Source organism: Cupriavidus malaysiensis (assembly GCF_001854325.1).
Lineage (GTDB): Bacteria > Pseudomonadota > Gammaproteobacteria > Burkholderiales > Burkholderiaceae > Cupriavidus > Cupriavidus malaysiensis.
This window is the reverse complement of the sequence record NZ_CP017754.1, coordinates 2449105-2468213: the sequence shown is the minus strand read 5'-3', so window position 1 is coordinate 2468213 and position 19109 is coordinate 2449105. Positions and strand designations below refer to the sequence as shown.

Sequence of the window (19109 nt, the reverse complement as noted above, 5' to 3'; positions counted from 1 at the left end):
GTAACGGCCAGGAGGCACGGAGTCCATGCCCCCATCTGAGATCGGAGCTTGCCATGTCTGCCCGCACGCCAAGACTCGTTACCACGCTTCTTCTCAGCGCCTTGAGCCTTGCCATGGCCGGCTGCAAGTGGCATCCGTCGGGACCGCGAACGCTTGAAGCCGCTGACATCGCACAGGTTCCGGCGCCGGTGCGAGCGGCCATCGAGAGACAAGCAGGAGCGCGCTCCGTTGGCGAGATCGAGAAACAGACGGCAAATGGGAGAACTCGCCATGAAGTCACGCTCGGGTCGAGCGCTGGCCGCGCGACGATTCTGATCGACGAAGATGGCAGGCGAGTCGCCGCCGCCGCCGAGGACTGAGATGCGGTACCAACGGCATGAGGCTTCAACGGTGGGTGGAAATGCTGGCCGTTTCGCCCGCCTGGTGTTGCCTCCGGGGGTCGATGCCAGCGCCCGGTTCCTGCTCCTCGGGCGAGCGCTGCGTGGTATCTGCGACGGATTCATTGCCGTGCTGCTGCCGGCCTATCTGCTCGGCCTCGGCTTTGCCCAACTGGCCGTCGGATTGATCAGCAGCGCCACCCTGATCGGCTCAGCGCTGGCGACCATCCTGGTCGGATTGCTCGGCAACCGCTTCCCGCAACGCCGCCTGCTGATTCTGGCCGCCGTCCTGATGGCCGCGACGGGGGCGAGCTTTGCCGGACTGTCCACCCTCTGGCCGCTGCTGATCGTTGCCTTCGTTGGCACGCTGAACCCGAGTTCAGGCGATGTGAGCTTGTTTCTGCCGCTCGAGCAGGCACGCCTGGCGGAGGCCGCGGCGCCCGATGCGCGCACCGCGCTGTTTGCCCGCTACAGCCTGATCGGCGCCTTCTCTGCCGCCGTCGGGGCGTTGGCTGCAGCGCTGCCCAGCTGGCTGTCGATGCGGCTTGGCTTGCCATTTCTCGCAGCCATGCGTGCCATGTTCGCCATCTATGCGCTGGCTGGCATCGCGCTCTGGGTACTCTACTCGCGCCTTCCGGAGCCGCATCCACAGGCAACGTCGGCAGCAACCCCGCTGGGGCCGTCGCGTCCGATCGTGGTCCGCCTGGCATTGCTGTTCAGCGTGGATGCGTTTGCTGGCGGCCTGGTGGTCAATTCGCTGCTGTCGCTGTGGCTGATGCAGCGTTTTGGCCTATCGCTCGCCGCGGCCGGCCGGTTCTTCTTCGCGGCCGGACTGCTGACGACCGCCTCTCAGCTTGCCGCCGTGCCGTTGTCCCGCAGGATCGGCCTGCTGAACACGATGGTATTCACACATATTCCTTCCAGCCTCTTCCTGATCGCTGCGGCATTCTCCCCCTCGCTGACGCTAACGCTGGCGCTGTTGCTCGGGAGAAGCGCGCTATCGCAGATGGACGTGCCAACGCGGACTGCTTATGTGATGGCGGTGGTGACGCCACCCGAGCGCACCGCCGCGGCGAGCCTGACCGCCGTCCCGCGAAGCCTGGCTGCAGCGATCAGCCCCACGCTTGCGGGCGCCTTGCTGGCGATGGGATGGGCAAGCGCGCCACTGCTCGCCTGCGGCGTGCTGAAGATTGCCTATGACCTGGCGATTCTGGTCGTTTTCCGGCGCATCAAACCATTGCATTGAGGCGTTTCCGGCCTATGTCGGCTTATGTCTGGCGATCCATTCTCCGTAGTGGGTCGCGGCGGCCGCAGAGGGAGGAGGGCAGAGGGGAATCCCGCCAGCTGAATTGCCTTGGCTGATCTTCTCAACGCCGAAGGCATCTTCACGGCCATGATCGCCTAGGTGGTGTTCAAGAAGAACGCCGATCGGCCGATTGTGCCGGGAATGATCGCGATTGTGACTGGTGGCCTGTTGCGTTGGTGGCAGCCAGGATGGCTACGGATGTCGAACGGCCCGTTTCTGATCGTCGGAACCTGGCTAGTCGTCGACAACAACTTGACCGGGAAGGCATCGAGTAACGACGCACTGGTAGTGGCCTGTCTGAAGGGGCTCGTTGCCGGGGTAGGCAACACGGACCTCGCTCTGTTGCTGGGCGCCATTGGCATTGGGGTGTGGTTGCACCTCCGGGAGCGGCACGAGCATCGACGCAACGAATATGATTTAACATAATATACATTATGCGCAATTCAACTGTGGCGGCTAAGTTGTAATGTCCGGATCTGGCTAAGTAGAAATGTCCGCCTAGCCTGTCGTTCATGGTATCCAGCCTGCCCGGTTAGATGCGATGGAGACGCCAAGCGATGGCTAGATCTGAGGTCATTGCGGTAAGCATGCGCGAGTTAGACAGGCTCAAGACCGTCCAGGCGGTCGTAGACGGCGAATTGCGGCCCAGTGTGGCCGCTGAGCGGTTAGAGATCACAGATCGGCAATTCCGGCGGTTGCTGGATCGCTACCGGCAGGAAGGCGCGTCGGGATTGGTTTCTCGCCGACGCGGGCGGCCCAGCAACAATCGACTGCCGGTGAAGCGAGAGGCTGCGGCGCTCGACTTCATTCGGGAGCACTACACCGACTTCGGCCCAACGCCGGCCGCGCAAAACCCTGAACTGGCACTCCCCGCTACAAGTCCTCGCGCAGGTTCTGGTCAATCCCACGGACGGCTTCCTGTTCAATAACTGAGGGGTGTTGCACTTCGCACTTGAAACCGCCCCACATATCGGAGGCGTGGTAGTAGCCGATCGCATCATGCCCTCTGTAGTGCATGGCCAGCCTCCAGACCACCCGATCAGACGCCGTCACGGTGTGTAATCCCTCCATTCATCATGGTTAATTGGATCTTAACCTTACTGACCTCCTGGGTGGAGACCTCAAAAAGATTACGCTCCAGCACAATAAGATCCGCCAGCTTTCCCGCTTTGATCGAACCCAATTCGTGCTCTCGTCGCAATTGATAAGCACCATTGATGGTATAGCCATGAATCAATTCAGCCAAGCTCAATCGCTCTGTGGCTGGCGGTAGAAATGGACCATCTTCTCGACCTACTGTTTGCCGAGTCATGCCAGATTGGATGACTTCAAGAGGCTTGTAGACCACCTTGTAGCCTGTCGCCAAGGCATCGGTGCCGAGTGAAACCGTGGCACCAGCCTTGAAGAATGACTTAAAAGAATACATACGATGCCAGCGTTCTTCGCCTAGAATATCGCGCACCTTTAGTTGGTAGGGGTCGTAGACACCCCACTGAATCTGAGTGTTAGCGACGACGCCGAGCTTCTTAAAGCGTGGAATATCTGCGGGATCGGTGAGGAAAGCATGGCAGATCGTATGACGCGAGCCTTTACCAGTACGCGTATTCTGCGCGGCTTCGATTGCGTCCAGCGACATCCGCACTGCAGCGTCGCCGGTGCAATGGATGTGCGTGTCGATTCCCTCGGCATCGGCTTCTCGAATCAGGCGATCTAAGGTCGCCTGTGGAAATATCGGCTCTCCCCGCCAGTCCGGTTGATTGGCATAAGGTTGTAGATAGTAAGCGGTACGCGTTAGTTCTGTCCCATCTGCCAGTAGCTTTAACACGCTGGCCTGCACAAGCTTACTTTGATAGCGCTGGCGATGTTTCCTCAGGATAGGGAATGGATCGACATCCGGATTGTTGTGATAGTACGAACCGATGACCCGGTGGCGCAGTTTTCCCCGTCGCTCGATACTCTGGAAGATTTCGTATCCGATATGTTGACTATCTGGCCAGAGGACGAATCCAGCATCAAAAACGGTGGTAATTCCTGCACTGGCCAGCCGAAGCTGCCAGTCCTCGATGGCACTGGCCACACTTTCGGTGGGGAGAAAATCAATACCATGCTCTCGCTTTAGTTTTCCTAGTGCGGAAAATAGGGCCGGGACCTCGCTTATAAAGCCAGTTGGTTCGCCGGTTCTGTCATCTTTCTCATACCATGACTGGCCAGGTACGACATCACGTGGCGTGTCCTTGGTAATTCCGGCCATTTCGAGAAACTTTGAATTCGCCCAGTAATTATGCAGGTCATTGCTGATCAAAAGGACTGGGCGGTCGGCCACGATGGCATCAAGTGCTTCCTTCTTCGGGCCTGTGGCGGGAAAATTTGAGGCCATCCAGCCAAAGCCAGATATAAGCTGCTGATCCGGATGGCTTTTCGCATATTCGCGTATTGCCGCATATATTTCTTCAGGGTCTTCGTGGTTGACCCAGGCCCCTGCAGCAAAACCAAATGTCGACAAATGACTGTGAGACTCGATGAACCCAGGCAACATCATGCGACCTTCAAGATCGATAACAGTCGCTGTCGTTCCGGAAAACTGCGTCGCGCCCTGGTTGTCGCCAACATAAACAATGTGCTCGCCTTTGACGACTACCGCTTCAGCCCATGGTTGCGATTGTTCGACCGTATAGATCTTGCCGTTGCGGAAGATAGTTATCGTATCGTTTTGACTCTGGTCGGCTGCATTGGCGCGGTACGGTACGCCAAGGAGAGTGCCAGCGACAGTACTTAGTCCAAACGCAATGGCGCGACGTCGTGACAACTGCAACGGTTGCCCATCGAGTTCGGCTTCGCTATCGGGGTCGACGTTCAACAGCGGGACCAATGAGAGATTTACGCAGGCGAAACACATCATCTATCTCCTAGGGGCGGAAGGGGCGGCTGCCGCAACAGCCTGTGGTCTCGTTGCGCACAGCATCGTTCTGCGACGGTAGCGGTTTTGATCGGCGCATCCCTCGGATCTCGCCAGCCTGCACATTACCTATCTGTTCGGCAGGTACCACCATCCGGCTGCGCCTTCCGTGATTTTTATCACCAGCGCTGGCGGCCCGATGAGGCCTTCCAGCGCTCAAACAGTCAAACATCGTATGGCACGGGAACACCTGTTCAGCCTCTCACGGTTGGTAAGCAGGGGGTCGGCGCCAAAGGGATGCGACCTTCCTTTGATCCCTGGCCAATAGTAAAAGAGGATTTCTATTTGTGACTGAGGAAATCTCATGATCTAGTGCTCATTCCCTGCGGAGACGAGGCGATTTGATTTGCATCAACCTCCAGGCGGATATGCCCTGGGCCAGGGCAGACAGCTACCTCGGTCGCCATGGCACGGCACAAGGCATCGCGCGCCTGCAAGATGGCCGGTTCGTCGCTGCTTCTCGGAAAGGTCGGCAGTGCACTGGCGTCAACGAACGCATCCTTACGAATCCCGCCTATTTCATCGCCACCCGGGCCTACCTCGAGCGGCACGGCAAGCCGCAGGCGTTCTATTCGGACAAGTTCAGCGTGTTCCGGGTAAGCGCCAAGGCCAATGCCGAAGGCTGCGGCTACACGCAGTTCGGGCGCGCGCACGCTGCAGGGCGAGCCGCCGCGGCCGCAGCACCCGCCGGGGTACGTGAAGCGCTCGCGGCTGATCAACCGGCTGCACCTGGGAGCGGGCGATCAAGGGCACGCCCGTGCCGTAGTTTGCTTCCTTGCCGCCTGTTCCAGACTAGCCCGCGCGATGACACGATGGAACGGTGTGATTACCGCGAGGTACGTCCGTCCCAGCCAGTTATGGCAATGCACTACGGTCACCAGGACAAGTTCCCTGCCGCCTGCCGCATCCGCGCGCAGCTGGACCGCGAGCCGGAAGTCGAGATGGCGATCGTCCTCGCCCATCACCAGTTCCCCTGCACTCTTCGACCGCAGCGGAAAGAAACCGATCACCGGCCCTCGCGCCGCCGCCGCAACGCCGACCGCACGAGACGATTTGACGCCGACTGTCGCCATAATCGTGTCCCGTACCCGCGTCAGCGCACGAATCCACCACGCCTGCCGCTCGAATCCAGCGCGCGCCAACACTTCGAGATCATCGCTGGCTCCCGCCGGCAACTGAACCGCATACGCATCCAGCAAGTCCGCGCCCCGATAAAGCGGCGCCAGGATGCTGTCGGATGGCATGGGTATCGCATAAGCTTTATGGGCATTGATCATCAACCAATCTCTCCATGGTTTGGGTAGAGCGCGAGCCTGCGCTGGACATGGCTTCTCTGTGCCATCAGCACACCGCGAGCCGTTCGCCCCGGGAACGATGGATGGATCTGCCACGCAGTTGTCATCGCCAGGACGCCGCGATCTACCTTGAAGAACCGAACCTGCTCGGTGCCAATCCAGGCTGGATGCCAAGCCGTGTCGACCTTGATGATGAGTTTGTCCTCATCCTCGACACGACAGAAACCAGAATAAGCAATCATCGTCTCGAAAAGGGCCGCCGGATCGCTATTCGGGCGCTCTCTGGATGTGAGTATCGACATCATCCGGTCGCGTTCGATGACCATATGGCCGAGTGGTTCGACACCGTATGTGTCCGCGCGCTCGCCTGTATCCTCGAACTCGACCTGAAAAGATAGGATCTTCCACCACCCGGACAACGGGTGGGCGTCGATGTCGGACATGGTCATCTCATCTCGGTGAATTGGTCGAACGTGACCAGTGCGAATCCTTTTCCTTTCAAGCTGAACTCCCGGAAAAGCGCTGCAGTGCAAAATGCAGCGGCGGTCTACGCTAATGTTCGCAGCGTAGCAATCCAGATCGCACCATACACAGTCTGTATGGCGCAGACCTGTGAGCAGCTGACGCGCAGCCACTGGTTCCCGGTGGTCAGCAGGCGGAACCGCGACGTGACGCCAGTCGCTTCAACAGGCTCTTGCAGGATGCGTTTGCCCTCTTCAAAGACACACTTCCACCGCGCAGTTCGGGCGCGCATTGTGCGAGCTGAATGTCGACATCTTCTGTGCAAACTCCAGTCACGCCAAGGGTCACGCCAAGGGTCGCGTCGAACGGATGAACGGCACGCTGCAGGACCGCCTGGTGAGTCAGCGGCGGATCAACCGGCTGGACCCGGAGCGGGCAATCAAGGGCACGCCCCGGCCCTGATTGGCCGCTGGCTGCACGATAGCGGATGCCGGGCCCGCCCGACGCCGAAGGGCGGCTACCGACCCACAGCGCCCTCTCGCGCCACTCGATACCGGACATTTGACGGGAGCGAAAATGGTCGGTTATGTGTAAGAATTACGCGTCTATTCAAACTCGACTGATCCATGAATGCGAGTCTCCGCGCCGCTATATCCATTCGACGGCTTTTGCCAGTCGAATGGCCGCAAGCCTTCCCTGTTATCTCTCAGTTGCGCAAGCTGGACGAGGCTGAGTTTCTCAGGCGAACCCTCAGGCAATCGTATTCCGGCTACGAGCTGGTCGGAGCGTTCAGAGGCGGCGAACTTATCGGCGTCTTGGGCATGCGGCCGGTCCACACGTTGGCACGCGGGGCGTATCTGCACGTCGATGATTTAGTCGTCGTGGCGGAAGCGCGAGGAAGCGGCGCAGGGCACGCCCTGATGGATTACGCCGAAGCTGACGCACGCGCACGCGACATGAGTGCGGTGTTTCTCGACGCGAGACCAGAAGCCGTTTCGTTCTATGAGAGTCGGGATTTCGCGCTGCACCCTGCACCGTCGATGAAAAAGATTCTCTGATCACGCGACCGCGGGCATCAAAGGCACGATCAGACATGAACACACTAGTCGCCCTCGTTGTCATGGCCGCCTTCACTGGGCAACATGCGCAAGCCAGCGAGCCTGGCGAGAAGGCTCCTTTTACCGGCGACTGGTCAATGATCTACTCGTGCGAGAATGCAACAGGTGTGTACGCCGCGCGTTGCCAACAAGGCATCCGAGACGGTTTTTACCTGTACAAGTTGACGCAGGAAGGCCGCGCGCTCTGCGGGTACCATCTGGCCACTGGCCAGATGGGGAACCGTATCGATGATGGGTACCTATCCGGTGAAGGGCCATCAATTCACGGGATCATTCAAGGCAAGACCGCCGAGGTGGAATTTCGCAGCGGACGCACCGGAGAGGTGGGACGCGCGATATTAACCAGAGATGGCGACACCCTGATCTGGCATGTCACGCGCCACATCAAGACCGCCGAGGAAAACTGGATCCCTTCCGATGCGGTGCTGCAAAGAGCTGAGAGCAAAAGCCCGCAGCACATCAGAGGCTGCTCACGTGACTGAAGGGAGGGCTTTCCTCTCGGCTCTTTCAACGCGCAATCACCATCACGCCCGCATCAGCTGGAGCAATAAGCACCTGCACGAGGCTCCGCGCCACTGCACGAAGCGCGAGCGTCGCGCGGACACTTGACTTGGCCCACCGCGAGGCCACCGCCCCACCCTGCGCGGGCCTCGTCCCTCTCCGGCCCGCCGCCAAAACCCCGCCAAAGCATCCAACTCTGCATAAAAAGCACGCCTGTGCCGATATTTGATTGTGACTGGCGCCGCGATCTTTCAAAACCGCACAGGGAACCCGCAAACCAATTGCCGTGTCATCGAGCCCCCATCAAGCGCCGGGACGAGGACCGGGCGCGCCCCGCGGGAAGGCGATCCACGCGTGCAGCGCCCCCGCATGCGCGAACGAGGCCAGGCCGAAGGCAAGTGCGGCGCGCGGGTGGGGATCAAGAGAGGAATGCATCGAAACTCCAGTGCTTCGTCATGGCGAACGCACGCCCGCGAGCCTCCGCGGTGTCGTGCTACCAGGACGAACCGCAACGGCCGGAGTTGTCGCATGTCATAAAAATTTCACGTGCACCACCTGGCCCGCATTCGGGGCCGCAAGCTTCCGGCTGATGTATCTGCCGGGGGAACGCCTCGAACATTGCCGCCCATCGCCACATCGAAGTGGCCGACTCTCGGGGCGGGCACGCGGAACCGTGGGCCGACGGCACGGCCCTACCCTGCACCACCTATGACCGGCTGGCCGAGATCGACCAGGGCGAGACCGTCGAGCACAAGCGGCCGGGCCACGTGCCGGCCATTGCGGCGCAGGTCCAGGCGCAGCGCGACAACTGGCATCAGGCCGGTCTTCGCGAACGCCGCAGGGTGAGCCGCCGCGACCGCAGCCCCGCGACGTTGCACATGGCGCGTCAGCTGTTCTCACAGGCCCAGGTCGCCATCGACGGCAGCAAGTTCAGGGCAATCAACACTCGGGACTGCAATTTCATTGCTGGCAAGGTCGACAAGCGCCCGCAGCAGATCGAGGAAAGCATCCAGCGGTATCTAAGCGCGCTGGAGACTGCGGATCGCACGCAGCCAGCGGAGATAGCGTTCCAGTCAACCCGACTGCGCGGGTAGTTTGCGCCACTGCGCCAGCAGATGTATAGCCTTGACCAGATAGAGGAAGAAATCAAGACGCTGCCAGATGGACAGAACTCGATGACGGATCCCGATGCGCGCTCGATGGCGACAAGTGACAAGGGCTCTGGGATGGTGGGCTTCAACGTACAGATGGCCGTCGATGCCAAGCACTAACTGATCGTCGCTCATCAGGTCACCAATATCGGCAGTGATCGGGCGCAACTCAGCTCGATGGCTCGAGCCGCATCGCGATGCGATGGGTAAGACCAGGCTTAAAGCCATAGCTGATCGTGGCTACCTACCTCAGTGCGCAGGAGATCAAGGCGTGCGCGCATACGGGACATGAGCAACATGATTGTGCGCTGCCAAGGCGGCGTGGGCCCCTTCTTTGCCCAGCCAGAGCGCGACCATGGGCCGACCCGGCAAGATCAACATTGTCGCGGCGTGACGTGGCGGGTCTGCCCAGTCTGGCCCACTCTTTCAGACGCGGTACAGGCTGCCGGCGCCGGCGCCGTCCGCCGGCGTGCTGTCCACGCGGCCAGCCATGGGCAAGCCCTGCGCCCATCCTGCGGCGATGGCCTGCACGTCACGCATGGGATCGCTCGCCTTGGCGCGCTGGTTGCGGAGTCGGCAGGTTTCGGGATCGGTGGCGAACAGCCCGCGTGCGAAGACCCGGCCTTGCTCGGTCAGGCGCGCGGTCTTCGGCCCGCGGATTTCCGCGAAGCGCAGGAAGGCCTGATCCAGGCCGCCGTCCGCCTCGTCCAGGCAGCGGGCCAGATGCCAGGCGTCTTCCAGCGCCTGGCAAGCGCCCTGCCCCGACGTCGGCAACGGCGCGTGCGCCGCGTCACCCACCAGCAGCACATTGGCCCGGCTCCATGTATGCAGCGGCTCCAGGTCGTGCACGGCAATCAGCCGGATGGCGTGCGCCGGCGTCGCCCGGAGGATGCGGGCGACAGGCTCCGGCCATGGCGCGAACAGATCCTCGACTTCCTTGCGCATGTCCGCTGCGGGCTCCGCAGCAGGCAATGGTCGCGCCTGCGCCGCCGCCCAGTAGACCAGCTCCGGCTTGACCGCCACGCAACCAAAGCGCTCGCCCGAGCCCCAGAAGTCCTGAATCGCGATATCGTCCACCAGCGCGCCCCGCCCCTGCGCCACGCCTATCCAGTTCACGAAGCCCTGGTAGACCGGCGTGTTGTGGCCCGCGACGAAGCCGCGCGCCACCGAATCCATGCGGCCGTCGGCGCCGATGAGCAGGTCCGGACGGATGCTCACCCCGTTCTCGAACCGTGCCACGGCCTTGCCGACGGCATCCAGGTCGATCGCCACCGTCCGATGTCCGTATGCCACCGGGATCCCGGCCCGCGCCGCATGGTCCAGCAGCACAGCCTGCAGGTCGCGGCGCAGGATCGTATGGGTCGGATATCCCATCAGCTGGTCCAGCAGCGCAATATCGAGGCCCCCCAGTGCGTTGCCCGCGGCATCCTGGCGGCGCATCGCCACCGGCCGCCCTCCCGCTGCCGCGATGTCTTGCAGCAGCCCCAGTTCCTCCAGCACAAAGCCGGCATTGGGCCAGAGTGTCACGCCAGCGCCCATGGACGCCGGCCCTGCCCTGCGCTCATATACGCGGGGACGGTACCCCCGCTTGCGCAAGGCAAGTGCCACGCTGAGGCCCGCAACGCCGCCGCCAAGTATTCCGATTTCCACGTTGAATCTCTCCTGTCCAGGCCGTCCTGACGAGCCGCCGGCGGCGGTCCATCGGACGAGACGGCATCTTAGATTCCGCCAATCCTGGGAACTAGCATGTGAAAATGGGATGCTTTCATACCCCAAACGGGATAGTCATGCGTGACTCACTCGACCTGAATACCGTCCGCGTCTACGCGGCGGTCGTCGACGAACAGAGCTTCGCCGGCGCGGCGCGCCTGCTGGCCCTGCCCTCGTCCAACGTCAGTCGCCACGTCGCCTCGCTGGAGCGCAGGCTGGGCGTCCGCTTGCTGGAACGCAGCACCCGCCATCTGCGCATGACGGAAGCCGGCAGGTTGCTCTACGAACGCGCAAAGCCCCTGCTTGACGCCTTGCTCTCCACCGAAGAGGAACTCGGTGCGGCGCAGCGCGAACTGCGCGGCCCCCTGCGAATGTGCATGCCAGGCGAAGCGCCAAGGCTGCTGGCCCCCATCCTGGCCGAGTTCTGCAGCCTCCATCCCGGCGTGGAGCTGGAATGCGACACGCGCCTGACCGGCCTGGAAGCGCTGCGGGAAGACGTGGATCTCTCCATCCTCTTCCATCGCGGCCGCCAGGACGACAGCACCTTCATCACCCGCGAACTCGCTACGTTGCCCAGCATCGTGGTCGCGGCGCCCGCCCTGCTGGCCAAGACCGGAATGCCGCGCCAGGTGCGGGAACTCAGGTCCCTGCCCTGCATCACCACCCTGAGCGCGCTGAAGGGCCAGCCCTGGCAGTTCCAGGACGCTGACGGCGAGATCGTCAAGGTGCCGGTCCGCAGCCGCTACCGCGTCAACAGCGGAGAGCTGGCACTGGCGGGCGCGCGGCAAGGTATCGGCTTCGCAATCGTGGCGGCCTATCCATGCCAGGAAGACCTTGCCGCGGGCCGGTTGCGGGAAGTGCCGCTGGACTTGTCCCCTGCGCCGCTGCAATTGCTGGGCGCGTACAGCCACCGGCATTCCGTGACCACGCGGGTCCGGGCCTTGCTGGATCTGATACAGCTGCGCCTGGATGGCGTGGGGAGCGGTTCGAGACGAGGGGCGAATCCTCTTGACCCGTGATGGGCCTCCGAATTCGAGCGCAAGGGACGGAGTTTCTTCTTACGATGCGGTCGCTAGAGTGGAGCCAATTGCCGAGGGTTCCGCATGAACGCGATATCCCTGGCCGACAAGGAGTCGATCATGCAGATGTTCAAGAGTCACCTGGAGTCGCCGCTGGGCGGCCTGCTCCTGGTCACGGATATGGCGCAGCACGTGCGCGCGCTCGACTTCGCCGATCATCGAGCGCGCCTGCAGCGAGGCCTGCGCACGCACTATGGCATCGTCGACCTCACCGAGATTCCGCCGCCCGCCGAGATCGCCCAGGCAATCGCACGCTACTTCGCGGGCGACCTGGAGGCGCTCGGCGTCCTGCGCACATCGACGGCGGGCTCGGTGCTCCAGCGTCGGGTGTGGGCCGCGCTGCGCCGCATACCCGCGGGAGCGACCACGAGCTATGGCAAGCTGGCCAGGGAACTGGGTTTCGACGATCCCCGGGCGGCCATCGACGTCGGTGCCGCCAATGGTGCCAACCCGATCGCCATCGTCGTTCCGTGCCATCGGGTCATCGCCAGCAATGGTGATCTCAAGGGCTATGCCTGGGGCTTGCACCGCAAGCGCTGGCTCTTGGAACACGAAGGGGCGATCAAGCCAGCGCGCACCGAAGCGCGGACCGCCATGCTGCCGGGGATGTGATCTTGACCGATAGCATCGCCGCCGACCTGTCTCCGCGCGCATACCGGCGGGCTGCGCAGTTCTTGTCCGGCCTCGATGCCGACTGGGCTCGCCATATCGCCGCGACCGGCCCGTGCAAGCTTCAGGCCAAGCCTGACCGCGAACTCTACGAGGCCCTGGTGCGGGCCATTGCCTACCAGCAACTGCATGCCAAGGCCGGCGATGCGATTCTCGCGAGACTGCTGGCCCTTTACCCGGAGGTTTCCTTCCCAACGCCCGGCCAACTGCTGGCAACCGATCCCGGGTTGCAGCGCGCGTGCGGCTTCTCCGCCGCCAAGCTGGCCACCATACGCGGCATCGCCCAGGCGGCCGTCGACGGCATCGTGCCCAGCCTGGAGGAGGCGCGGCGTCTCCCCGATGCCGCGCTGATCGAGCGCCTGATCCCCTTGCGCGGCGTAGGACGCTGGACCGTCGAAATGTTCCTGATCTACTCGCTGGAGCGTTCCGACATCCTGCCGGTCGACGACTTCGGCGTGCGGGAGGGGTACCGCCGCCTGAAGCGGCTGGCGCAGGCGCCCACGCCCCGCCAGATGCGCGCGCTCGGCGAGACCTGGAGTCCCTGGCGCACGATCGCGGCGTGGTACTTGTGGCGGCTTCCCGCCACGTCACAGTGACGTGACATGACACCGCCCATGCCCACCCTGGATCGAACGTTTACTTTGATCGGGCCTGACGGCAGGCCATACGCCAGCGCCATGCCCGGCACTCTCGGCGGCCATCGGGGTGGCAAGCTATACGGCCGGCTGGATTGCCGTGCGGCGCTGCGAGCGATTGCCCGTGGTGGCTATGAGAAGCATCGCGTGTTCTTCCTGGACGAGATGACGGCCATCGCTGCCGGCTATCGGCCGTGTGCGGTCTGCATGCCCGTGGAGTACGCCGCGTGGAAATCTCGATAATGTCCGGGCGAGTCATCGGTGAATGAGCCGGGGGGGGGCACGCCGGCGGTGTCAGCCGTATCCGTATCGCATTGTCTCCACGTCTCCACACCACTACGGCGCGTCAAGCTGAGTATTTCCTCATTAAATCAATGGATTAGTCGAAAGCCTTCGGCCTCCCGCTGGAATGCGGCAGGGCTCTGTTGCTTTTTAAGACGACTGGTCATATTATTCCCGCCATGGCCCGCACCGCAGACAAGACCGACATCCCCAACCGCCTGACCAAGGCCGGGCGCGAGTTGTTCTCGCGCCTCGGCTACAACGCCACCGGCATCCAGCAGATCACCGATCATGCCGGCGTGCCGAAGGGTTCGTTCTACAACCACTTCGAAAGCAAGGAAGCGTTCGCCGCGGCCATCATCGCGCAGTACGCGGACTACCTGCATCGGTCGTGGGAGGCCATGATCGAGATGGCGCCACCGGAGCCGATGGAGGCGATCCGCTATGTGTTCAGCCGCATGATCGCCTACCACCAGTCGAGGGCGCTGCAGGCCGGCTGCCTGATCGGCAACTTCGCGGCGGAGATCGCCTTGTCCAGCGAAGCCTGCCGTGCCGCCCTGCAAGCGGCGCAGCTGGCCTGGCGCGAACGGCTTGCCGGCATGATCGGCCAGGCCCAGGCATGCCATGCCATCCGCACCGATATCTCCCCTTCCGATCTTTCCGGCCTGGCCTGGGATGTCTGGGAGGGCGCGCTGCTGCGCATGAAGATCGAGCGCTCGACCGAGCCGCTGCGGCGCAGCGTCGACCTGATGTTCGACCACCTGTTCCAACCGGCGGCCCCGGCCGCCGCAAGCCATCGTCCCATCACGGAGTAAGCCACTCATGGGTGCACAGACCGAAGCCTTCCTCACCGATGCCCTGTTCCAGCCGATCCAGCTGGGCAAGCTCGAGCTCGCCAACCGCATGGCCATGGCGCCGCTCACGCGCAGCCGCGCCGACGACGACCTGGTGCCGACCGACATGGTGGTCGAGTACTACAGCCAGCGTGCCAGCGTCGGCCTGATCATCGCGGAAGCCACCCAGGTTTCCACCACGGCCCAGGGCTATACCAATACGCCGGGCATCTACACCCCGGAACAGATCGCGGCCTGGAAGAAGGTGACCGACGCGGTGCACGCGAAGGGCGGCCGGATCTTCCTGCAGATCTGGCACACGGGCCGCATGTCGCACACGCACTTCCAGCCGGACAACCAGTCCCCGGTAGCGCCGTCGGCCATCGCCGCCAATGCCAAGACCTTCATCAATGGCCAGGGCTTCGTCGAATGCTCGCTGCCGCGCGCGCTCGAGACGGCCGAGATCGCAGGCATCGTCGATGACTTCCGCACGGCCGCGGCCAATGCCGTCCGGGCAGGCTTCGACGGCGTCGAAGTCCACGGCGCGCATGGCTACCTGCTCGACGCCTTCCTGCGCGACGGCACCAACAAGCGCACCGATGCCTATGGCGGCAGCATCGAGAACCGCGCCCGCTTCCTGCTGGAGGTCATGGCCGCGGTGATCGCGGAGATCGGCGCCGACCGGGTCGGCGTCCGCCTGGCGCCGGTCTCGCCGGTCAACGACGCGCTGGAGAGCAACCCGCAGCCCTTGTTCGAGCACGTCGTGCGCGAACTGGAGACGCTGCATCCCGTGTATATCCACGTCGTCGAAGGCCACACCGGCGGCCCGCGCGACAACGTCGCGTTCGACTACGAGGCGCTGCATCGCCTGTACAGCGGCGTGTGGATGGTGAATAACGGCTATACGCAGGAGATGGCCGAGGAAGCCATTCGCAGCGGCCGCGCCGACATGGTGTCGTTCGGTCGCAAGATGATCACCAACCCCGACCTGCCGCGCCGCTTCCGCGAGAACAGGCCGCTGAACAAGCCGTTCGAGGACGCCTCGCTGTATGGCGGGAATGGCGCGCACGGCTATATCGACTACCCGGCGGTGGCCTGACAGCGGCATGCTCGCCTGACAGCGGAGGACGCGCCGGGCCGCCGGCGCTTGCCTCGAGGCCGCCGGCGCGTCCGCGCGCGGCGGCCTGCGGCATTTCCGGCACCCACTGCCGGCAGCCCCCGGGCCGAGCCCCGGGCAAGTCGTGGCCGTCCGTTGCGTACTGCCGCCCTGCCCCTACTGGTAAGCTCGCCTTCTGCATCAACGGATTCCATGCGGGACATCGGCTCGTCGATAGACAGTCAAGGTCCGGCCGCGTGGGACGGGTCAAGACCGGACGAACACAGCCATGGGCGCCGCACTGCATGACGACGTAGTAGAACGAAGCCGGTTGTGGCTGCCGCCGCAGCCGCCGGAGCCGCCGGCACTCGCGCCGGGCATCGTGCGCAGCAGCTTCAGCGTCCAGGGGGACGCCCGCCGGAGTTTCCTGGCCTGGCAGGAGCGCATGAGTCCTGTCTATGACATACATCCTCCTTCGAAGCGGCCCGAGGATACTTTCAAGGCGTCGCTGTCCCGCTATACCATCGACGACCTGAGCCTCTTCGACTTCCTCACCGGACCGAACCTGGCCGTGCGCTCATTAGGCCGGGTGTCGACCGAGAGCGTGCGCGACATCACCTTCAGCGTATTCCTCGAGGGGCCGCCGGCGCAGTTCCTGGGCGGCCGGTCGGGCCCTGATGCGGCGCACGCATCGCAAGCATCGCATCCAGCGCAGGGGCCGAGCATCCTCGCGCTGGACATGGATCAGCCTTGCACCATCCGGAGTTTCCAAGGCCGGATTCTTCTCCTCTTCGTGCCGCGTGCGCTGGTGGAAAAGTCCTTCCCGGACGCCGCTTCCCTGCATGGCCGCTGGATTCACGCCACCACTCCCCTGATGCGGCTGCTGATCGACCATCTGGTGGCGCTGAAACGGCAGATCGCCGGACTGAGCAAGGCGGACGCGCAGCGCGCCTTCGTCACCGCGGTGGAGCTGCTCGTTGCCGCCTTCAGTCACCAGGCAGGCCTTGCCGGCAGCGCCCGCGCAGCGGTGCGCGCCGCGGCCTACGGGCAGGTACGGCGGCATGTCGAGGCGCGGCTGCACGATCCGGATCTGTCGCCCGAAAGCGTGCTGGCCTCGCTGCAGCTCTCACGTGCCAGCGTGTACCGCATGTTCGAGCATGAAGGTGGCCTGGCGGCCTATATCCGCAACCGCAGGCTGCGCATGGCGGCCGATGAGCTGGTGCGCTTTCCGCACCTGGAAGTCCAGGACATCGCCTCGGGACTGGGCTTCAAGGACGCCTCGAGCTTTACCCGCGCCTTTCGGCGTGCCTTCGACATCGCCCCACGGGAATTGCACGAGTACGCCCCGTTGCTGCCGCGCCCGGAGTCAAGGCGGCAGCGCTTTGCCTAGCGTCATGCGTTGCCGGCCGGCGTGGGTGCATTGACGTCGATCAGCCGCTCGGCCTTGAGCGTTTCCCACAATTCCGCGGGAATCGGTGCTGCCGCCAGCCGGAGGTTCTCATCGATGCGGCCTGGCCGGCTCGCGCCGGGAATGACGCCCGCGACGGCCGGATGGGCAAGCGGGAACTGCAGCGCGACCGCCTTCACATCCACGCCGAAGCGGTCGCAGATGCGCCGGACGCGCGCGACGCGTCCGAGCATCTCCGGTGGCGCGGGCTGATACTCGAAGTGCTGGCCGCCGGCCAGCACGCCGGAGTTGTAGGGGCCGCCGACGACGATGCCGAGTCCGCGCGCTGCGCTGGCCGGCATCAGGCGCGCGAGCGCGCCGGCGTGATCGAGCAGCGTATAGCGCCCGGCCAGCAGGAAGCCGTCGGGGTCGGCACGCTCCAGCGCCAGTGCGCAGGGCTCGATACGGTTCACGCCCAGCCCCCAGCCCCTGATGACCTTTTCCTCGCGCAGCCGCGACAGCGCCTTGGCCGCGCCCGACATCGCGATGTCGAATACCTCGCGCCAACGGTCGCCGTGGAAGTCGACCGCCGGATCGTGGATCCATACGTAGTCGAGCCGGTCGGTGCGCAGCCGCCGCAGGCTCGCCTCGATCGAGCGCAGGGTGCCGTCCGCCGTGTAGTCGTAGACGATCTTGTTCGGCAGCCCGTGACGGAACAGGCCCCCTTTCTCGCCGAGGTCGCGCTGCGAGGCGTCTTCCTGTTCGTCGAGGATCAGGCGGCCGACTTTCGTGCCGAGCGAGTAGGCATCGCGCGGCCGCCCGGCGAGCGCTTCACCGAGCCGCAGTTCCGCCAGGCCGGCGCCATACAGCGGTGCGGCGTCGAAATAGCGGATGCCGCTTTGCCACGTGGTGTCGACCGTGGCCAGCGCCTCTTCGTGCGGAATGTCCCGGTACATATTGCCGAGCGGCGCGGTGCCGAAGCCGAGCGGGGACGGGAGCGTGATTCTCATGCGATATCTCGAAGGTAAGAATGGGTCACGGCGGACGGAAGCCTGGCGCGCCTGGCTTTCATTGCGCGTCGCCCCCCAGCGCTCAGGCCGCCGCCTGTGCGAGCGCCGGATAGTCGGTCAGGCCCCGCGCGCCGCCGCCGAACAGCGTGCCGCGATCGTGCGGCGTGAGCGGCGCCCCGGTGCGCAGGCGCGCCGGCAGGTCAGGGTTCGCGACGAAGGGGCGGCCGAACGCGACCAGGTCGGCCCAGCCTGCGGCGATCGCTTCGCGCGCGCGCTCGGCGGTGTACTTGCCCGCGTAGATCAGCACGCCGGGGTAGGCCGCGCGCAGCTTCTGCTTGAACCCGACCGGCATCAGCGGGGCATCGTCCCAGTCCGCCTCCGCGATGTGGAGGTAGCCGACGCCCAGTTCGGCCAGCAGTCCGGCGGCGGCGAGGTAGGTCGTCTCGGGATCATCGTCGACGCAGCCGTTCAGCGTGGTCAACGGCGCGAGGCGGATGCCGACGCGCGCGGCATCGCCGGTGCCCTCGATCAGCGCCTGCGTGACTTCGCGCAGGAAGCGCAGGCGCTTGTCGAGCGAACCGCCATAGGCATCGCTGCGCGTGTTGGCGTTCGAGTCGATGAACTGGTTGACGAGGTAACCATTGGCGCCGTGCAGCTCGACGCCGTCGAAGCCGGCCGCGAGCGCGTGGCGGGCGGCAGTGCGGTACTGGTCGACGGTTTCGTGGATCTCTTCGATGCTCAGCGCACGCGGCGCGGATGCCTGGACGAAGCCAGGCGTGCTGCCGTCCTCCCCGGCGATGAACACGTTCACGCCCTGCGCCTGGAGCGGCGATGACGACACCGGCTGGCGGCCGTCGAGCAGGCTCGTGTGGCTCAGTCGCCCGACGTGCCAGAGCTGGGCGAAGATGCGGCCGCCGGCAGCGTGCACGGCGTCGGTCACCTTGCGCCAGCCGGCAACCTGCGCGGCGGTATGGATGCCCGGCGTCCAGGCGTAGCCCTTGCCGAGCGGCGCGATATAAGTGCCTTCGCTGACGATGAGGCCGGCGCTGGCGCGCTGCGCGTAGTAGGTGGCCATCAGGTCATTGGCGACGTCGCCCGGCTGGCTGGCGCGCGAACGCGTCATCGGCGGCATCACGATGCGGTTCGGCAGCGTCAGCGCGCCCAGCCGCAGCGGTTCGAACAGAGGGTCCTGGGTCATCATGGTGGGTATCCTTTCGGTGGCGCGGCCGGCGGGCCGCGCAC

General features: G+C 64.1%; 18 protein-coding genes and 4 pseudogenes. 16 read left to right on the top strand and 6 right to left on the bottom strand.

All coding sequences use genetic code 11. The features are described 5' to 3' along the window. The first annotated feature begins 53 nt into the window (after positions 1–53). The 4 genes and pseudogenes from BKK80_RS35500 to BKK80_RS37970 all read left to right on the top strand — a co-directional run. Entirely contained in the window at positions 54–359 is a 306-nt protein-coding gene (locus tag BKK80_RS35500) for a hypothetical protein (RefSeq protein WP_084545550.1), read from the top strand. Between the two features lies 1 nt (position 360). Continuing rightward, positions 361–1623 carry an MFS transporter gene (locus BKK80_RS10885; protein WP_071069400.1) on the top strand — a complete coding sequence of 421 codons (1263 nt, stop codon included), beginning with the start codon at positions 361–363 and terminating at the stop codon, positions 1621–1623. Between the two features lie 159 nt (positions 1624–1782). Beyond that, positions 1783–2109, top strand: a complete 327-nt coding sequence (locus BKK80_RS10880; RefSeq protein ID WP_157903202.1) for a hypothetical protein — start codon at positions 1783–1785, stop codon at positions 2107–2109. Between the two features lie 110 nt (positions 2110–2219). Beyond that, positions 2220–2396: pseudogene (locus BKK80_RS37970) on the top strand (hypothetical protein); the annotation flags it as partial. 326 nt (positions 2397–2722) lie between these two features. Here the strand turns inward: BKK80_RS37970 and BKK80_RS35490 are convergent. Beyond that, positions 2723–4582, bottom strand: a complete 1860-nt coding sequence (locus BKK80_RS35490; RefSeq protein WP_084545549.1) for an amidohydrolase — start codon at positions 4580–4582, stop codon at positions 2723–2725. A gap of 569 nt (positions 4583–5151) precedes the next feature. Here BKK80_RS35490 and BKK80_RS37375 point away from each other — a divergent pair. Continuing rightward, positions 5152–5289, top strand: a pseudogene (locus BKK80_RS37375) (ISNCY family transposase); the annotation flags it as partial. A 93-nt stretch (positions 5290–5382) separates the two neighbouring features. On the opposite strand, the gene BKK80_RS10865 reads toward BKK80_RS37375, so the two are convergent. Beyond that, the gene (locus BKK80_RS10865; RefSeq protein WP_071036987.1) at positions 5383–5916 is read right to left on the bottom strand and encodes a DUF2867 domain-containing protein; all 534 of its coding nucleotides are present in this window, start codon (positions 5914–5916) and stop codon (positions 5383–5385) included. Continuing rightward, positions 5916–6377 carry a lipocalin-like domain-containing protein gene (locus tag BKK80_RS10860; protein ID WP_071069391.1) on the bottom strand — a complete coding sequence of 154 codons (462 nt, stop codon included), beginning with the start codon at positions 6375–6377 and terminating at the stop codon, positions 5916–5918. Before BKK80_RS10860 ends, BKK80_RS10865 begins: the two co-directional genes overlap by 1 nt. Positions 6378–6672: 295 nt before the next feature. Between BKK80_RS10860 and BKK80_RS36360 the strand changes: the two are divergent. The 4 genes and pseudogenes from BKK80_RS36360 to BKK80_RS10845 all read left to right on the top strand — a co-directional run. Beyond that, a pseudogene (locus tag BKK80_RS36360) lies at positions 6673–6810 on the top strand (ISNCY-like element ISCARN63 family transposase); the annotation flags it as partial. A 212-nt stretch (positions 6811–7022) separates the two neighbouring features. Next, positions 7023–7454: a GNAT family N-acetyltransferase gene (locus BKK80_RS10855; RefSeq protein WP_071012651.1), complete on the top strand. Its 432-nt coding sequence runs from the start codon at positions 7023–7025 to the stop codon at positions 7452–7454. A 35-nt stretch (positions 7455–7489) separates the two neighbouring features. Beyond that, positions 7490–7996: a hypothetical protein gene (locus tag BKK80_RS10850; protein WP_071069389.1), complete on the top strand. Its 507-nt coding sequence runs from the start codon at positions 7490–7492 to the stop codon at positions 7994–7996. A 906-nt stretch (positions 7997–8902) separates the two neighbouring features. Further along, positions 8903–9410 (top strand): annotated as a pseudogene (locus tag BKK80_RS10845) (IS5/IS1182 family transposase); the annotation flags it as partial. Positions 9411–9592: 182 nt separating this feature from the next. On the opposite strand, the gene BKK80_RS10840 reads toward BKK80_RS10845, so the two are convergent. Continuing rightward, the gene (locus BKK80_RS10840; RefSeq protein WP_071069387.1) at positions 9593–10816 is read right to left on the bottom strand and encodes an FAD-dependent monooxygenase; all 1224 of its coding nucleotides are present in this window, start codon (positions 10814–10816) and stop codon (positions 9593–9595) included. A 137-nt stretch (positions 10817–10953) separates the two neighbouring features. Between BKK80_RS10840 and BKK80_RS10835 the strand changes: the two genes are divergently transcribed. The 7 genes from BKK80_RS10835 to BKK80_RS10810 all read left to right on the top strand — a co-directional run bounded on the left by BKK80_RS10835 (position 10954) and on the right by BKK80_RS10810 (position 16860). Further along, a complete protein-coding gene (locus BKK80_RS10835; RefSeq protein ID WP_071012648.1) occupies positions 10954–11895 on the top strand; it encodes a LysR family transcriptional regulator in 942 nt (313 codons plus the stop codon). 84 nt (positions 11896–11979) lie between these two features. After that, a complete protein-coding gene (locus BKK80_RS10830; protein WP_236903661.1) occupies positions 11980–12567 on the top strand; it encodes a methylated-DNA--[protein]-cysteine S-methyltransferase in 588 nt (195 codons plus the stop codon). 2 nt (positions 12568–12569) lie between these two features. Then, positions 12570–13220 carry a DNA-3-methyladenine glycosylase family protein gene (locus BKK80_RS10825; protein WP_071070781.1) on the top strand — a complete coding sequence of 217 codons (651 nt, stop codon included), beginning with the start codon at positions 12570–12572 and terminating at the stop codon, positions 13218–13220. An 18-nt stretch (positions 13221–13238) separates the two neighbouring features. Then, on the top strand, positions 13239–13502 hold the full coding sequence (locus BKK80_RS35485) for an Ada metal-binding domain-containing protein (RefSeq protein WP_071036995.1): 264 nt from the start codon (positions 13239–13241) through the stop codon (positions 13500–13502). A gap of 218 nt (positions 13503–13720) precedes the next feature. After that, positions 13721–14356 (top strand): TetR/AcrR family transcriptional regulator, encoded by a 636-nt coding sequence (locus BKK80_RS10820; RefSeq protein WP_071012637.1) that lies wholly within the window; start codon positions 13721–13723, stop codon positions 14354–14356. Positions 14357–14363: 7 nt separating this feature from the next. Then, positions 14364–15473: an alkene reductase gene (locus BKK80_RS10815; RefSeq protein WP_071069385.1), complete on the top strand. Its 1110-nt coding sequence runs from the start codon at positions 14364–14366 to the stop codon at positions 15471–15473. 286 nt (positions 15474–15759) lie between these two features. After that, positions 15760–16860, top strand: a complete 1101-nt coding sequence (locus BKK80_RS10810; RefSeq protein WP_084084446.1) for a helix-turn-helix domain-containing protein — start codon at positions 15760–15762, stop codon at positions 16858–16860. A 2-nt stretch (positions 16861–16862) separates the two neighbouring features. Here BKK80_RS10810 and BKK80_RS10805 read toward each other — a convergent pair whose 3' ends face one another. Together BKK80_RS10805 and BKK80_RS10800 are read right to left on the bottom strand one after the other, a co-directional pair. Then, positions 16863–17867, bottom strand: coding sequence for an aldo/keto reductase (locus tag BKK80_RS10805; protein WP_071069383.1), 1005 nt, complete (start codon positions 17865–17867; stop codon positions 16863–16865). A gap of 82 nt (positions 17868–17949) precedes the next feature. Next, positions 17950–19065 (bottom strand): alkene reductase, encoded by a 1116-nt coding sequence (locus tag BKK80_RS10800; RefSeq protein ID WP_071016314.1) that lies wholly within the window; start codon positions 19063–19065, stop codon positions 17950–17952. Positions 19066–19109 lie beyond the last annotated feature (44 nt).

Bases quoted from the DNA above. Each gene is read 5' to 3' on its own strand.
- BKK80_RS35500 (WP_084545550.1), top strand. From the start codon at position 54: ATGTCTGCCCGCACGCCAAGACTCGTTACCACGCTTCTTCTCAGCGCC.
- BKK80_RS10865 (WP_071036987.1), bottom strand. From the start codon at position 5,916: ATGATCAATGCCCATAAAGCTTATGCGATACCCATGCCATCCGACAGC.
- BKK80_RS10835 (WP_071012648.1), top strand. From the start codon at position 10,954: ATGCGTGACTCACTCGACCTGAATACCGTCCGCGTCTACGCGGCGGTC.
- BKK80_RS10885 (WP_071069400.1), top strand. From the start codon at position 361: ATGCGGTACCAACGGCATGAGGCTTCAACGGTGGGTGGAAATGCTGGC.
- BKK80_RS10800 (WP_071016314.1), bottom strand. From the start codon at position 19,065: ATGACCCAGGACCCTCTGTTCGAACCGCTGCGGCTGGGCGCGCTGACG.
- BKK80_RS35490 (WP_084545549.1), bottom strand. From the start codon at position 4,582: ATGATGTGTTTCGCCTGCGTAAATCTCTCATTGGTCCCGCTGTTGAAC.
- BKK80_RS10810 (WP_084084446.1), top strand. From the start codon at position 15,760: ATGGGCGCCGCACTGCATGACGACGTAGTAGAACGAAGCCGGTTGTGG.
- BKK80_RS10860 (WP_071069391.1), bottom strand. From the start codon at position 6,377: ATGTCCGACATCGACGCCCACCCGTTGTCCGGGTGGTGGAAGATCCTA.
- BKK80_RS10805 (WP_071069383.1), bottom strand. From the start codon at position 17,867: ATGAGAATCACGCTCCCGTCCCCGCTCGGCTTCGGCACCGCGCCGCTC.
- BKK80_RS35485 (WP_071036995.1), top strand. From the start codon at position 13,239: ATGCCCACCCTGGATCGAACGTTTACTTTGATCGGGCCTGACGGCAGG.
- BKK80_RS10830 (WP_236903661.1), top strand. From the start codon at position 11,980: ATGAACGCGATATCCCTGGCCGACAAGGAGTCGATCATGCAGATGTTC.
- BKK80_RS10815 (WP_071069385.1), top strand. From the start codon at position 14,364: ATGGGTGCACAGACCGAAGCCTTCCTCACCGATGCCCTGTTCCAGCCG.
- BKK80_RS10850 (WP_071069389.1), top strand. From the start codon at position 7,490: ATGAACACACTAGTCGCCCTCGTTGTCATGGCCGCCTTCACTGGGCAA.
- BKK80_RS10855 (WP_071012651.1), top strand. From the start codon at position 7,023: ATGAATGCGAGTCTCCGCGCCGCTATATCCATTCGACGGCTTTTGCCA.
- BKK80_RS10820 (WP_071012637.1), top strand. From the start codon at position 13,721: ATGGCCCGCACCGCAGACAAGACCGACATCCCCAACCGCCTGACCAAG.